The organism is Curtobacterium sp. 458 (assembly GCF_030406605.1).
In the GTDB taxonomy this organism is placed as follows: domain Bacteria; phylum Actinomycetota; class Actinomycetes; order Actinomycetales; family Microbacteriaceae; genus Curtobacterium.
Genome location: NZ_CP129104.1, coordinates 1,346,557 through 1,361,263, shown reverse-complemented (window position 1 = coordinate 1,361,263; position 14,707 = coordinate 1,346,557). Strand labels below are relative to the sequence as shown.

General features: G+C 71.7%; 13 protein-coding genes. 1 reads left to right on the top strand and 12 read right to left on the bottom strand.

The window, feature by feature from the left end; translation table 11 throughout:
• Positions 1-43: 43 nt before the first annotated feature.
• Together QPJ90_RS06750 and QPJ90_RS06745 are read right to left on the bottom strand one after the other, a co-directional pair.
• Positions 44-1,057: an ABC transporter permease subunit gene (locus QPJ90_RS06750; RefSeq protein ID WP_290133668.1), complete on the bottom strand. Its 1,014-nt coding sequence runs from the start codon at positions 1,055-1,057 to the stop codon at positions 44-46.
• 5 nt (positions 1,058-1,062) lie between these two features.
• Entirely contained in the window at positions 1,063-2,202 is a 1,140-nt protein-coding gene (locus QPJ90_RS06745) for an ABC transporter substrate-binding protein (protein WP_290133667.1), read from the bottom strand.
• 172 nt (positions 2,203-2,374) lie between these two features.
• Here QPJ90_RS06745 and QPJ90_RS06740 point away from each other — a divergent pair, with 172 nt between their 5' ends.
• On the top strand, positions 2,375-2,812 hold the full coding sequence (locus tag QPJ90_RS06740; RefSeq protein ID WP_290133666.1) for a YdeI/OmpD-associated family protein: 438 nt from the start codon (positions 2,375-2,377) through the stop codon (positions 2,810-2,812).
• 171 nt (positions 2,813-2,983) lie between these two features.
• Here the strand turns inward: QPJ90_RS06740 and QPJ90_RS06735 are convergent, their stop codons facing one another.
• The 10 genes from QPJ90_RS06735 to QPJ90_RS06690 form a co-directional block, all read right to left on the bottom strand.
• The gene (locus QPJ90_RS06735) at positions 2,984-3,847 is read right to left on the bottom strand and encodes an NAD(P)H-hydrate dehydratase (protein WP_290133665.1); all 864 of its coding nucleotides are present in this window, start codon (positions 3,845-3,847) and stop codon (positions 2,984-2,986) included.
• Positions 3,837-4,577 carry a histidine phosphatase family protein gene (locus tag QPJ90_RS06730; protein ID WP_290133664.1) on the bottom strand — a complete coding sequence of 247 codons (741 nt, stop codon included), beginning with the start codon at positions 4,575-4,577 and terminating at the stop codon, positions 3,837-3,839. The genes QPJ90_RS06735 and QPJ90_RS06730 overlap by 11 nt, the downstream gene beginning before the upstream one ends.
• A gap of 34 nt (positions 4,578-4,611) precedes the next feature.
• Complete coding sequence (locus tag QPJ90_RS06725; RefSeq protein ID WP_290133663.1) at positions 4,612-4,965, bottom strand: hypothetical protein; 354 nt, start codon at positions 4,963-4,965, stop codon at positions 4,612-4,614.
• 13 nt (positions 4,966-4,978) lie between these two features.
• The gene (locus QPJ90_RS06720; RefSeq protein ID WP_290133662.1) at positions 4,979-5,572 is read right to left on the bottom strand and encodes a hypothetical protein; all 594 of its coding nucleotides are present in this window, start codon (positions 5,570-5,572) and stop codon (positions 4,979-4,981) included.
• A gap of 354 nt (positions 5,573-5,926) precedes the next feature.
• Entirely contained in the window at positions 5,927-9,052 is a 3,126-nt protein-coding gene (locus tag QPJ90_RS06715; RefSeq protein ID WP_290133661.1) for a glycoside hydrolase family 38 C-terminal domain-containing protein, read from the bottom strand.
• Between the two features lie 19 nt (positions 9,053-9,071).
• On the bottom strand, positions 9,072-9,971 hold the full coding sequence (locus QPJ90_RS06710; RefSeq protein ID WP_290133660.1) for a carbohydrate ABC transporter permease: 900 nt from the start codon (positions 9,969-9,971) through the stop codon (positions 9,072-9,074).
• Between the two features lie 2 nt (positions 9,972-9,973).
• On the bottom strand, positions 9,974-10,837 hold the full coding sequence (locus tag QPJ90_RS06705) for a sugar ABC transporter permease (protein ID WP_290134182.1): 864 nt from the start codon (positions 10,835-10,837) through the stop codon (positions 9,974-9,976).
• 231 nt (positions 10,838-11,068) lie between these two features.
• Positions 11,069-12,430, bottom strand: a complete 1,362-nt coding sequence (locus tag QPJ90_RS06700) for an extracellular solute-binding protein (protein ID WP_290133659.1) — start codon at positions 12,428-12,430, stop codon at positions 11,069-11,071.
• 112 nt (positions 12,431-12,542) lie between these two features.
• Positions 12,543-13,382: a PhzF family phenazine biosynthesis protein gene (locus QPJ90_RS06695; protein ID WP_290133658.1), complete on the bottom strand. Its 840-nt coding sequence runs from the start codon at positions 13,380-13,382 to the stop codon at positions 12,543-12,545.
• A 36-nt stretch (positions 13,383-13,418) separates the two neighbouring features.
• A complete protein-coding gene (locus QPJ90_RS06690; protein WP_290133657.1) occupies positions 13,419-14,660 on the bottom strand; it encodes an ROK family transcriptional regulator in 1,242 nt (413 codons plus the stop codon).
• Positions 14,661-14,707: the final 47 nt, after the last annotated feature.

The window sequence follows — 14,707 nt, the reverse complement described above, 5'->3', positions numbered from 1 at the left end:
GGCGGCGTGGGCCCAGATCGGGTCCGCGGAGCGGTGCCCGCGGTCACCGCTGCCACCTCGCGGCCCGTCGCTGCAGGAGCGAGTAGGCGCCCATCACGACCGCCATCACGATCACCATGCCGAGGGCGAGCACCCCGGCGACGTTCTGGAGGCCGATGATCGTCTCGCTGGTGAGCTGCGCGCGGATCGTCAGCGGGACGATGCCGCCCTGCGAGATGAGCGCCGCGGCGGTCGCGAACGAGGAGAACGCGTTCGCGAAGAGGAGCAGCAGCGACCCCCAGAACGCCGGCGCGAGGACGGGCAGGGCGATGCGCCGCCAGTACGTCGCGCGGGAGGCGCCGAGGGTGGCGGCGGCCTCGCCCCACTGCGTCTTCACGCCCTCGAGGGCGGGCATGAACGTGAGGACCATGAGCGGCACCTGGAAGTAGACGTAGGGCAGGACGAGCCCGGGGACCGTGTAGAGGAAGGCACCGCCCGCGTTGAGGTCGACGCCGAAGGTCGACACCAGCCAGGTCGTCACGAGTCCCTGCACCCCGATCGTGGCGATGAACGCGAAGGCGAGCATGACGCCGCCGAACTGGGCGAGCACGCTCGCCGCGGCGTCGATCACGGAGCGGACCATGCCGTCGGGCCGGAGCGCGGACAGCGCCCAGCACACGACCGCGCCGATCACCGCGCCGACCACGGCGGAGACGGCGGAGAGGCCGAAGGACGCTCCGAAGGCGCGGAGCACGGTGGGGTCGGCGAACGCGGCGAGGTTCGCGAACGTGAACGCGCCGTCGCCGGTGGAGAAACCGCTGCCCACCGCGATGACGGCGGGGACGGCGAGGAACAGGAGCACGTACGCGGCGAACGGGGTGAGGCCGAGCCACGCGACGCCGCCGCGGCGCCGGACACGGGGTCCGGCGCCGCGGCGGGCGGTGGCATCGGCGGCTGCGGTGGTCCCGCTGGCCACCGCCGGCGCCGCGCTGGTGGCGGCCGGCCCGGCGGTGACGGGAGCGGACGGCGCCGCGGTGCCGGGGGCGGCGGGCACCCCTGGGGCCGATGCGGTGGTCATGCCGGTCAGGAGCCCATCGTGGCGGACCACTTGGCGGACAGGACCTTCGCGGCGGCCGTGACCTGGTCGTCCGTCAGCTCGACGTAGTCCTTCGGCATGCCGCCGGCGGCCTCGAGGGCGTCCTGGTCGACCTTGCCCGACTTCTCGAGCGCGGCGAGGGTGGACGGGAACGCGCCGGCCTGCAGGTAGAGGTTCTGCACGTCGGGGCTCGCGATGTACTCCTGCCAGAGGCGCGCGGCCGCGGGGTGCGGGGCGTCCTTGTTGATCGCCTGCGAGTAGTACGAGCCGAGCGCCCGCCCCTCGGGGACGACGGTCTTCCAGTTCTTGTTCCCCGACGACCCGGCGGCCGGTCCCCAGGCGAGGTTGTTGTAGGACCACTGGATGACGACGGGGGTCTCGCCCGAGGCGACCGTCGCCTGCGAGGGCAGGACGTTCTGGAAGTTGCCGGCCTGCTTGAGCTTGCCGAAGTACTCGACGCCCTTCGTGATGTCGTCCGCCGAGCCGCCGTTCTCGAGGGCCGCGAGGTACACCGCGCTCGCGGCCTGGTTCGCCTGCGTCGGGTCACCCGCGATCGAGACCTTGCCCTTGTACTCGGAGCCGAGCAGGTCGTTCAGGTCCTTGGGGGCGGTCTTCACCTTCGACGAGTCGTAGCCGATCGACATCAGGCCGGTGTAGTCGCGCGTCCACTTGCCGTCCGCGTCCTTGAGCGTGTCCGGGATGTCCGACCAGTTCGCGACCTTGTAGTCGGTGAGCAGGCCGAGGTTCTGCTGCATGACGGCGTTGCCGAGGTCGAGCACGTCCGGTGCGGTGGACTGGCCCTTCTGCGACTTCACCGCGGCGACCTCGTCGGCGCTCGAGCCGTTCGGGTTCGCGGAGTTGACCTTGATGCCGTACTGCTTCGTGAAGCCGTCGATGATCTTGCCGTAGTTCGCCCACGACGGCGGCAGCGCGATGACGTTGAGCTGGCCCTCGGCCTTGGCGGCCTTCACGAGGGCGTCCATGCCGCCGGCGGACTCGGCGCTCGTCGCGGTCTTCCAGTCGGAGTCGTCCTTCGTGGACGCGCTGCTCGTCGCCGAGCAACCGGCGAGGGTGACGATGGCGGCTGCCGCGAGGGCGATGCCGGCGAGGGTGCGCTTGTGCTGCACGGGGTGTGCCTTCCGGGTCGGGGATCCGTTCCGCACGACTGTGCGACTCGGTCGGTGACGAGGATGGCCGGGGCCGGTTTCCGGCCCGGATCGGCACGGTGAACGGGGATCGAACAGTTGCTCCCGCGACGGTGCCCTTGCGGTGGTCACGCGCCGGTGGTTCGCTGTCCCCGTGCAGTTCACGACGACGGTCCTGCTGGCCCGGAAGACGGCCACCGGACTCCCGGTCCCGCCCGAGGTCATCGACGCGCTCGGCGCCGGGAAGCGCCCGCCGGTGGTCGTCACACTGAACGGCGGCTACACGTACCGGTCCACGGTCGGGGTCATGGGTGCGCAGTCGCTCGTCCCGCTGTCGGCAGAGCACCGCGAGGCCGCCGGGGTCGCCGCGGGTGACACGGTCGAGGTCACGATCGACGTCGACACCCTGCCCCGGACCGTCGACGTGCCGGACGACCTCGGTGCGGCACTCGACGCGGCCGGGGTGCGCGCGGCCTTCGAGACGCTCTCGAACTCACGGCAGCGCGCCCTCGTCGACCCGGTGCTCCAGGCGAAGGCGCCCGAGACGCGGGCGCGCCGGGTGGAGAAGGCGGTCGAGTCCCTGCGCGGGTAGCAGCGCGGTCGCGGACGCGGTCGCGGCTGGTCGTTCCGGGCGTGCCTGGTCGTTCCGGGCGTGCCTGGTCGTTCTTTCCCGCCAGGAATGCCCGGTTCCACCAGTCACGCCAACCGCGATGGGAAAGAACGAGCGGTTGCCGGACGTCCCGGCGACGGGGCCGCAGGTGTGTCAGGCGCCGAGTTCGACCAGCACGTGCGGGATCTCCGCGACGAGCTCGCTCGCGACGTAGCCGAGCGGCCCGACCTGCACGGCCAGGCGGTCCCCCGCGGCGGCGTGCACGTACGACGACCACGCGACCGCCTGCGCCGGGTCGGCTCCCCGCGCCAGCAGCCCGACGATCGCGCCCGAGAGCACGTCTCCGCTGCCGCTCGTCCCGAGACCGCCGGATCCGGTCCCCTTGAGCCACGTCCGGCCGCCGGGGGTCGCGATCGCGTCGCCGAGGGCCACCACGGCTCCGAAGCGCTCCGCGATCTCGACGGCGTCGGCCACGGTGTCATCGCCGCAGCTGCGGCCGAGCAGTCGTTCGGCCTCCCCGGAGTTCGGCGTCATCACGAGACGCCCGCGCAGTGGTTCGAGTTCCTGTCGGAGGTCCGCCGCGACGCCCAGTGCGAAGGCGTCGAGGACCACGAGGGTGTCCGGGCCGACGGTCCGCGCGAGCGAGGCCACGAGGTCGCGCGTTCCCTCGGGCTCGTCCAGTCCGGGTCCGACGAGCACCGCGTCCGCGGACGCCGCCGCGTCAGCGATGCCCTCGCCGGCCCCGACCGCGACGTGGCCGTCGGGGTCCTCGTCGAGGGGCTCGACGCCGGACTCGGGCACGGCCACCGCAACCTGGGATGCGACGCTCCGCGCCACCGCGAGGGTGAGCCGGCCGGCACCGACCCGGAGTGCGGCGAGCGCCGACAGGACCGCTGCGCCGGGCGTCCGTGCGGCGCCTCCGACCACGAGGACCTGCCCGCGCCCGTACTTGCCGGCGCCCGGCTCGGGGAGCGCCCAGTCGCGGAGGAAGTTCGGGGTGATGGGGTCAGCGGACACGGGCGTCGTCCTTCCGGCCGCCGTGCTCGGTGACCTCGTCATCGTCGAGGTGGCCGACCGAGGAGAACTCCTCGAGCGACCACGGGGAACCGACGGCGTCGCGTCGGAGTCGGGTGAGGGAGGCGTTCGCGACCGTGTGGGTCCGGGCGAAGTCCATGAGCGCGGGCTCGTCGAGGTCGACGCAGACCGCGACGGCCAGCATGACCACGGCGTCGTGCGCGGCGATCACGAGCCGCTCGGGTCCGTCCAGCCGGTCGACGTCGGCCAGGACCGACCGCAGTCGGAGCATGACGTCCGCCCAGGACTCCCCGCCGGCCGGCCGGTGGTAGTACTTCCCGAGCCACTCGCGTCGCCGTTCCTCGTCGGGGTACCGGTTGCGGACGCCCTGCCGGGTGAGCAGGTCGAGCACGCCGAGTTCGCGGTCACGCAGCCGTTCGTCGGTGCGGCGCTGGGGTTCGGCGAGCGAACCGTGCTCGAGCGCGATCGCGATGGTCTGCTGCGCGCGGCGGTACGGCGACACCCAGAGCGCGACGGGGACGTCGTCGAGCGCGCGATCGGCGAGCTCGGTGCCGAGGGCACGGGACTGCCGTTCCCCGAGCGTGCTCAGCGGGACGTCCGCGTCCCGGTGCCCGGCGTCGATGACGTCCGCTCCCTCGGCCTCGGCGCGGGCGGCGGCGACGTTCGCCTCCGATTCCCCGTGGCGGACGAGCCAGATCTCCGTGACGGCCATGCGCGCGACGGTAGTGACGGCTCCCTGTGCCGCTTCACCGTCTCACGTCGCGAGCGCTCCGGACCGGGCGGAGGAGGCACGGCAGACCTGCGATGCGGAGGCGGCGGGTCAGCGTGTCGAGATCGAAGAGGTCGCGCCACTCCAGCCGGATGATCGTGCGGACGGCCGAGGCGGTGAGCAGGGCCTCGTGACGGCGCTTCTCGTCGACGACCACCTGCTCCTGCGTGCGGCCGTTCCGGTACCGCGCCTGCGTGTACTTCGCGAGGCCGTCGACCTCGATCACGACGCCCTGCTCGGGGAACCAGAAGTCGACCTCGTACCGACGGCCTGCGACGACGAACGGCTGCTGGAGGACCGGGGCGGGGAGTCCGAGTTCCCGGAACACCACTCGCGCGAGGGACTCAGCGGGGGAACCGGAGCGGGCATCCGCGAACTCGATGACGGACGTGGCGAGGACGCGGCTCCGTGCCGTCGACCCCACCGCGGCGCAGATCGCGGCGCGAGGGCAACCGCCCCCGGAGTGCCGCGTCGGCGACGACGACACCGGAGCGGAAGTCGCCGGCGAGCGCGATGTCCGCGACGGTCCGCGGTAGCGTCGTCGTGTGGATGCCCCGGACCTCGATCCGATCGGCGTCGGTCACGGCGCGCGAGTGCAACACCAGCGCCGAGGTCCGTCCGCGGTACATCGACGTCGGCACCGTGGCGTGCACCGGGACGTCCCAGCCGTGGAGCGCCGGCAGGCCGTGGATCGCTGCCGCTGAATCGTGCGACGCCGTTGCGCGGACTCCGATGCGACCGAGCCTGGCGTACACGCGTGTGACGTAGCGCTGTCGCGGGCCCGCAGCGTCCCATCGTGCCCCGTGCACGAAGGCGTTGGGGCCGACGCGGACGAGTCGGTCCGGGCCGTGCGCGCTGGTTCGTCGGCGCAGGGTGGTGGCATCGGCACCGGCCTCGTGCATGGCCGAAGCTCGGAGGATCGGCAGCGGTTCGTTCATGCACGGCAGATTGCCCACGCGACCCGCGCACAGCGGTGCCGTCCACGAGATCTGTGGACGGGCCTCCCGGACCGAACGTTGTGGAGGAAGAGCGTTCCTTCCCAAAGCGTCCGCGATGCCTGATCTTTCCGGGCGTACCTGGTCGGAAGTTCCGGCCAGGTACGCCCGGATCGACCACCCACGCCCGGAACGACCAGCCCAGCCCAGCCCAGCCCCGCCCGACCAGCCCCGCCCGCCCCGCCCAGCTCCGCCCCGCTCGCGCACGCAGCGCGGCGCCGGGGGAGCGCACCCGAGCTCCCCCGACGCCGCAGCCTCTCCGCCGGACCCGCTGCCTCGGGCCCGGCTCGTCCTCCGCTAGGCCCGTCGGACCCGCAGCGTGACGATCTCGAACGGGCGCAGGGTGAGCACGACCGGCTCCCCGGCACCCCAGGACGACGACTCCACCGGCCGCTCGAGCAGGTCGACCGCGGAGACGGACGCCACGTCGAACCCGAACGAGACCCCGACGTCGGACGCCCGACCGCCCGAGGCCTCGTAGAGCCGGACGACGACGTCGCCCGAGCGGTCCTCGGCGAGCTTGACGGCCTCGACGAACACCTGCGGGGACGACACCGTCACGAGCGGGTCGACCACGGCCGACCCCGGCACCGACCGCACCGGCAGGTTCAGCCGGTAGCCGGAGTCCGCCGCGTCGAGCGCGGTCGCCCCGACCCGCAGCACCGTGCGGAACACGTGGTGCCCCTGGTCGGCGTCCGGGTCCGGGAACGTGGGTGCGCGCAGCAGCGACTCACGGACGAGGGTCGTGGTGCCGCCGTCGGCACGGGTCGACCGGGTGATGTCGTGCCCGTAGGTCGAGTCGTTCGCGACCGCGACCCCGAACCCGGCCTCGGCGACGTGCACCCACCGGTGGGCGCTCGTCTCGAAGCGGGCCGAGTCCCAGGAGGTGTTCTGGTGGGTCGGCCGGTCAATGTGCCCGAACTGGATCTCGCTCGACGCGACGGACGCCCGGACGTCGAGCGGGAACGCCAGCTTGAGGAGCTTCTGGTGCTCGTGCCACTCGACCTCGGTCTCGATCCGCAGTTCAGGGGCACCCTCGACGGCGGAGTAGCGCGTCGTGATCGTCGACGACCCGAACGACCGCTGCACGACCACGGTGTCACCGTCGACGGTGACGTCCGAGGCGTCGAGCACGGTGCCGTTGCGCTGGTAGGCGCGGTCGATGTCCCACGCCTCCCACTGGTTCGGGGTGTCGCGGAACACGGTGTACTCCGCGCCGGCGGACCCCGGTGCGATCGCGTCGCGGCCGGTGGCGTTCGCCACGAGCGACAGGACGTGGCCGGCCGCGTCGACGGTCGCGGTGACGATGCCGGTGTCGAACACGAGGTGGTCGCCGTGTCGGACGGGAGGCACGGCTCGCTCCCCGTCGGTCGGCGAACCTCCCAGGGCGGTCACCCCGCCCGCCGCCACGGGCGAGGCGTTGAACCGGACGAGCTGCCCGCCGGCAGCCGTGGCGTCGGCAGCGCCCTCGCCGGCGGTGGAGGGGCTCGGTGCGTCGAGCAGTCCGGCGCCGTGGCCGCCGACCGCGGCCGAGGCGGCTCCGACCCCGGCGAGCGCCTCGGCCCCACCGTTCGCGAGCGCGGTGGTCGCCGTGCCGATGAGGCCTTCGAGGACCTCGGCGACCCGGGCGTAGTTCTCCTCGGCGACCTCGTAGACCCAGGCGATCGACGAGCCGGGGAGGATGTCGTGGAACTGCTGGAGCAGGACGGTGTGCCAGGCCTCCTCGAGTTCCTCGTACGGGTAGTCGAGGCCGTGGCGGACGGCGGCCGTGGCGGCCCAGAGCTCGGCCTCGCGGAGCAGGTGCTCCGAGCGGCGGTTGCCCTGCTTCGTCCGGATCTGCGACGTGTAGGTGCCGCGGTGGAACTCGAGGTACATCTCCCCCGACCACACGGCGGGTTCGGGCAGGACGCGCTCGAGCTCCTCGAAGACGTCCGCGGGCGTGCCGAGCGTGACCCGGGGCGAGCCGTCGAGGTCGTGCTGGCGTCGGGCCGCGGCGACCATCTCGCGCGTGGGTCCACCACCGCCGTCGCCGAAGCCGTAGAGCAGCATCGAGGTGTTGGCGACGCCCCGCTCCTTGTTCTGCCGCTCGCCACGGTGCAGGTCGGCGGGTGAGACGTCCGAGTTGTACGTGTCGGCCGGGGGCAGGTGCGTGAGGACGCGGGAGCCGTCGATGCCCTCCCAGTGGAAGGACGTGTGCGGGATGACGTTCGTCTCGTTCCACGACGGCTTCTGCGTGACGAACCACTTCGAGCCGGCGGCGCGGACGATCTGCGGCAGCGCACCCGAGTAGCCGAACGAGTCCGGCAGCCAGGCCTCGGGGGTGTCGATGCCGAACTCCTCGAGGAACAGCCGCTTGCCCGCGACGAACTGCCGCGCGAGGGCCTCACCGCCGGGGAGGTTGGTGTCGGACTCGACCCACATGCCGCCGACCGGGATCCAGCGCCCCTCGGCGACCCGCTGCTTGATGCGCTCCCAGATCGACGGGTAGCCGTCCCGGATCCAGGCGTACTGCTGCGCCGACGAGCACGCGAAGGTGAAGTCCGGGTCGCGGTCCATGAGGTCGAGCACGTTCGAGAACGTGCGCGCGCACTTCCGGATCGTCTCGCGGACGGGCCAGAGCCACGCGGAGTCGATGTGCGCGTGGCCGACGGCGATCGCGCGCTGCGCGGACCCGGAGGCGCGCACGGCGAGGAGGGGCGCGAGGACCGCACGGGCGTCGGCAGCGGTACCGGCGACGTCGTCGGGGTCGAGGGCGTCGGCGGCGCGTTCGAGGCCGCGGAGGAGGTCCGCGCCGCGGGTGCCGTCGGTGGGCAGCTCCCCCATGAGTCCGCGGAGCACCCAGAAGTCCTGCTGGAGCTCCCAGACGGTGTCGTCGCGCTCGACGAGTTCGATCCGGCGGACGCGGTAGATCGGGTCGGAGCCGGCGGTGGACTTCGAGCCGAGCGGCGTCGCGCCCTGGAAGGAGTCGCCGCCGATGTCCGGGTTGGCGGCGGCCTCGACGTAGACCTCGAAGGACTCGCCGGGGCCGATCTCGAGCGGGACGGTGTCGTTGTGCGGCTCGATGCCCTTGATCGTCGTGCCGTCCGGACGCCACGCGAGCCCCTCGGCCTGGAAACCGGGGTTCCGCTTCGTGAAGCCGAGGTCGACGAGGAGTTCGGCGGTGGTGCCGGGTGCGGTGCCGAAGTCGGCCGGGACGGTGCCGCGGATCCGGAACCACGTCGTGCCCCAGGGCTTCCCGCCCCAGGAGCCGCCGTCGAACGGGGTGTACTCGGCGGCGACGGCGGTGGCGAACGGCACCGGTTCGTCTGGTACCTGCCAGGCGTCGATCGTGACGGGGGCCGAGCGGCGGTGCACGGCGGGGTCGATGCGGTCGCGGACCAGCCGGGCGATCCGGGCGTGGACGAGCGGTTCGCCGGAGTGCATGGAGGAGGTTCCTTCCGGCTCAGCCCTTGATGCCGCCGGCGAGGGCGTTGCCGCCGCCGAGGCCTCGGGACACGAGCACGTAGAGGGCGATGACCGGCACGGAGTACACGATCGAGAACGCGGCGAGCTGCCCGTAGGCGACGGCGCCGTTCTGGCCGAAGAAGTTGAAGATGCTCACCGCGGCGGGCACCTTGTCGGGCGAGAGGAGCAGCACGAAGGGGACGAAGAAGTTCCCCCAGGCCTGGATGAACACGAAGATGAACACCACGGCGATGCCCGGGCGCATGAGCGGGATCACGATGCGCCACAGCGTGGTGAGCATCGAGGCGCCGTCGGTCCAGGCCGCTTCCTCGAGCGACACCGGGACCGAGTCCATGAAGTTCTTCGCCATCCAGATCGCCATCGGCAGGCTTGTCGCGGCGAGGAAGAAGATGCAGCCCCACACGTTGTCGATGAGGTTGAGCGACACGAACAGCGCGTAGACGGGGACCATCATCGCGGTGATCGGCAGGCCGGTGCCGAACAGGATGCTGTAGAGGAACGGCTTGTTGACGCGCATCTTGTACCGGGACAGCGGGTACGCGGCGAGGATCGCGACGACGACCGTGACGACCGCGGTGCCACCGGAGAGCAGCAGGCTGTTGCCGAGCGGGATGAACGACAGGTCCGGCGTGAGCACCTTCGCGAAGTTGTCGAGCGTGAACTGCGTCGGCATCTTCACGGACAGCGACGCCTGCGTGTCGAGCGACGCGAGCACGAGCCACAGCAGCGGCACGGCGAAGCAGACGGCGATGACGAGCAGCACGACGTTCGACACCCAGCGCATCGTGCGGCCGCGCGGGGAGGTCATGTGGAGGGCGCCGGGGGCGGTCACCGCGCGGGTGGCGTTCGCGACCGGGCGGTCAGCGGTGAGGGCCATGGTCAGTCCACCTCCGGCTTCAGTGCCTTGATGTAGATGATCGAGAAGACCGCGCCGACGATGAGCAGGATCGTCGCGATCGCCGTCCCGAAGCCGAGCTGCGAGAACTTGAACGCCTCCTGGTACGCCAGGATCGGCAACGTCGACGAGTTCGTGCCGGGCCCGCCGCCCGTCATCACGAAGATGAGCGTGAAGACCGACAGCGTCTGCAGCGTCGTGAGCATGAGGTTCGTCGAGATCGAGCGGCGGATCACGGGGATCGTGATGTAGACGAGGCGCTGCCAGCCGGCGGCCCCGTCGACCTCGGCCGACTCGGTGATCTCCTCGGGGACCTCCTGCACGGCGGCGGAGTAGACGAGCATCGAGAACGCGGTGCCGCGCCAGATGTTCGCGAGGATCACGGAGAGCATCGGCAGCGTGTAGAGCCAGTTCGGCCCGGTGATGCCGAAGATCTTCAGGAACTCGTTGAGCGTGCCCTGGTCGTTGAAGAACGCGTACGCGGCGAACGAGGCGACGATCTCGGGCAGCACCCACGCGGCGACGACGAACGTGCCGACGATCGACCGGACGACCTTGTTCGCGCTGCGCATGAGGAGCGCGAGCCCGAGGCCGAGCACGTTCTGCCCGACGACGGCGGAGGCGAGGAGGAAGACGACGGTGAGGATGACGGACTTCGGGAAGTCCGGGTCCTGGAACAGCTCGACGTAGTTCTTCAGCCCGACGAACTGCTGGTCGGAGGCGCCGACGCCGGTGAGCGCCGAGTTGGTGAACGACCCGTAGAACGACGAGATGACGGGGCCGAGCAGGAAGATGACGAGGAGGACGACGGCGGGCAGGAGGGGGACGGCCCGTCCGACGTTCCGCAGCGGCTTCCGCTTGCGCGGTGCCGGCGGGTCGGTGCGCTGCGGCGCACCGGGCGCCGACAGGGTCGGCGCGAGGGGGGTGCTGGACACGGTGGGTTGCCTTCCGGGTGCGGAGAGGGTTCCGAAGGTGGGGAGGGTCGGACGGGAGGCACGGCGCACGACGCGAGCCGTGCCTCCCGTCCGTCAGGTGGTGACGTCCGTCAGGTGGTGACGTCCGTCAGGACGAGCCGTCCGTCAGCCGGCGGAGACGGTGTTGTCCTTGCCGACGACCTGCTCGACCGCCTGGTCGTACGCGGCGGCGGCCTGCTTCGGGCTCTGCTGCCCGGTCATGACCGACTCCATCGCGACCTGGATGGCGTTCGAGACCTGCGAGTAGTCGCTCGTCGCCGGGCGGAAGTTGGTGTGCTCCACCAGCCCGGAGAAGAACTTGAACGTGGGGTTCGCGTCGGTGTAGGCGCTGTCCTCGGCGACGTCCTTGCGGACGGCGATCTGGCTGTTCTCGGTGTCGTACTTGAGCGAGCCGTCCTTGTCGAGGAACTTCGTGATGAAGTCGAACGCCGCCTGCGGGTTCTTCGAGTTCTTGCCGACCGCGAGCGTCCAGCCACCCGACATCGAGTTGTAGCCGGGCTCCTGACCGTTCTGCGTCGGGAACGCTGCGGTCCCCATCACGTCGTTCCACTCGGACCACGGCGCGGTGCCGGTCTTCAGCCAGGTACCGGACTGCCACGAGCCGTCGAGGTCGATCGCGAGCTTGCCCTGCGGCAGCCACGTCTGGGCGATGGTCGTGCCGACGTTGGTGTCGAGCGCCTGCTGCGGGGTCGGGCCGAGGCCGCCCTGGTAGACGTCCTTCACGAACTGCAGCGAGTCCTCGAACTGCTTCGAGCCCGTGACCCACTTCTTGTCCTTGTAGAGCGTGTTGCCGTCGCCGTCGGCCCCGTACAGGAGCATCTCGAAGCCCTGCATGGTCGAGGCCTCGCCCTGCGCCTTGCCCGAGTAGATGTTGAACGGGATGACGCCGGAGTCCTTCTCCTTGATCGTCTTCGCCGCGGCGAGGACGTCGTCCCAGGTCTTGGGCTCCCACGGGACGGGGAGGCCGACCTTCTTGAAGATGTCCTTGTTGTACCAGAGGGCCCGGGTGTCGGTGCCCATCGAGACGCCGTAGGTCTTGCCGTCGACGCCCTCACCGGCCTGCTTGGCGTTGTCGTAGAACTGGTCCCAGTCCTTCCACTTCGCCGTGTACTTGTCCAACGGCAACAGGTAGCCGGCCTGCGCGTCCGCCTTGATGAGGAAGGTGTCCTCGTACATGACGTCCGGCGCGGTCGCCGGCGCCTTGTTCATGAGCGCGAGTTTCGTGTAGTAGTCGTTGCCCTGCGCCTGGATCGGCACGAGGGTGACCTTCTTGCCCGGGTACTCCTTCTCGTACTCCTTCTTGACTTCCTTCATCTGGGCGTCGAGCTGCTGGAAGGCGCCGAACTTCTGGTACGCGATCTTGATGGTGTCGCTCGAGGCGGACCCTGAGCTGGAACAACCCGCCAGTCCGACCGCGGCGACTGCCACGGCTGCGAGACCGGCGATGATTCGGGTGCGGCGTTTCATCGGTGCTCCTTTGCACGGGATGTCCGCGGGTGCCGTCACCCGCGCGCAGGATTAGTCCAGCGTATTGACTTATCCGTGTCAAGAGGGATTCCGGTACCGTTCCGGAACGACCTCACACCGGGGTGGCGCCGCCGGTCACCGTGGTGCCCCCGACCTCGGGCACGTCGACGAGCAGCACGCTCGGGCGTCCGACGTGCCGCCCCTGCCGGATCACCACGCGGTCTCCCGGCTGCGCGGCCCCGACCGCCCGGAGGTACGCCCCGGTCGACGCCGCGGCCGAGCCCGTCGCCGGGTCCTCGGTGATGCGGCCGGCCGGGAACAGGTTCCGGGCCTCGTACTCGAGCGGCCCCGTGCGGTGCAGCACCGTCACCGTGCCGGCCCACCCGGCTTCGTCCTTCAGCTCGGCGAGCACGCGCGGGTCGAACCGGAACTGGTGGAAGAGCTCGGCGTCGGCGAGGACGAGCACGGGGTGGCGGTTGCCCGCGAAGGACTCGAGCACCGGGAACCCGTCGGCGATGTCGTCCGGTCCGATCCCGGTCACGTCGAACAGCCGGGCGAGGTGACCGGGGTCGACCTCGCGCGTCCACGGGTCGACGCTCGTCATCGCCAGGAGCACCGCGCCGTCCGCACCCGTCGTCGTGTGCACCGCGATCTCCCCCGCCGGGGTGACGAACACGCGGTCCCCGGTGCCGTGCCGCTCGGCGAGCGCGACCCCGGTGGCGACGGTGGCGTGCCCGCAGAACGGCACCTCGGCCGCGGGCGAGAAGTACCGGACGACCGGGCGGTCGAGGGTTCCCCCGACGACGAAGGCCGTCTCGGAGTACCCGACCTCGCGGGCCGTCGCCAGCATCTCGGCGTCGGACATGCCGGCCGCGTCCAGCACGATGCCCGCCGGGTTGCCCCCACCCGGCTCGGCGGCGAAGGCGGTGTACCGGAGGATCTCGGAGGTCATCCCCCGACGGTACCGCCGGTGCGGCGCGGACCGGGGTCAGCGCCGGATCAGCAGGGTGCTCGCCCGTGGCGACAGGGCGGCGTCGAGCACGAGGCACGCCGCCCCGACCGCCGCGACGTCGGCGCCGCGGTCGCTCTCGTCCACGACGATCGGGTGCTTCGGGACGAGGAGCGGCGACGCCACGATCGCCGCACGCGCAGCCGGGAGCGCAGCCGCAGCGATGCGCGACCAGAACGGACCGCCGAAGACCACGCGGTCGAGGTCGAGCAGGTTCACGATGAGCACGGCCGCGTTCCCCATGACCCGGCCGGCGTCCGCCGCGAGCGCGTGCGCGTCGGGGTTGCCGTCCACGATCGCCGCGGCGAGCGCGTCCCACGCCCGGTCGACCGAGGCCGCGTCCGTGACCTCGCCGAGCGCCAGCCCGCGGGCCGCTGCGATCTGCACGAGACGGTCGGGGGCCACCGCGGCGCCGACCTCCCCGCGGGTGCCGGAGCCGTCCGGGGTCCCGGCGAGGGGGCCCTGGTCGACCATGATGTGTCCGGCGTCGCCCGCGTTCGCGCCCACGCCCCGCACGGGTTCGTGGTCGAGGACGAGCCCGACGCCGAACCCGGTGCCGAAGTACACGAAGGCGAAGTTGCGGGCGGCGGACTCCCCCGCCAGGAACATCTCACCGACCGCCGCGGCCGTGACGTCCTTCTCGAGCAGCACCGGGTAGCCGGTCGCCTCGGCGAGCGCGTCACGGAGCGGGACGTCGCGCCACCGTGGCAGGAACGGCGGGTCGAGGACGACGCCGGCCTCCGCGTCGATCGGCCCGGGACTCGCGATGCCCACGCCGAGGACGGTGTCGACGTCGACCTCCGCCCCCACGACGAGCGCGTCCACGGCGTCGGCGATGGTGCGGACCACCTCGGCGGGGTCGTCGGCGGTGGGCGTCGAGGTGGTGCTCTGCGCGACGACCGTGCCGGCGAGGTCGAGCAGGACGTAGGTGACGATCGCCGGGTCGACGTGCACGCCGACCGCGTAGCGGCTGCCGGCCTCGAGCCGGAGGATCGTCCGTGGCTTGCCCCGGCCGGAGACGACGGTGCCGGACTCGACGATCATGCCGGCCTCGATGAGGAACCGGGTCACGTTCGAGACGGTCTGCGCGCTGAGCCCCGTGCGCCCGGCGAGCTCCACCCGGCTGAGGCCCTCGGGCGAGCGTCGAACGGCGTCGAGCACGACGGTCCGGTTGAACCCCCCGATCGACGGGAGGTTCGCTCCGCGCCGGTGCTCTGCCATGTCGCGACCATACCGCCCCGCTGACCGGGCCCTGCACGGTGACAACG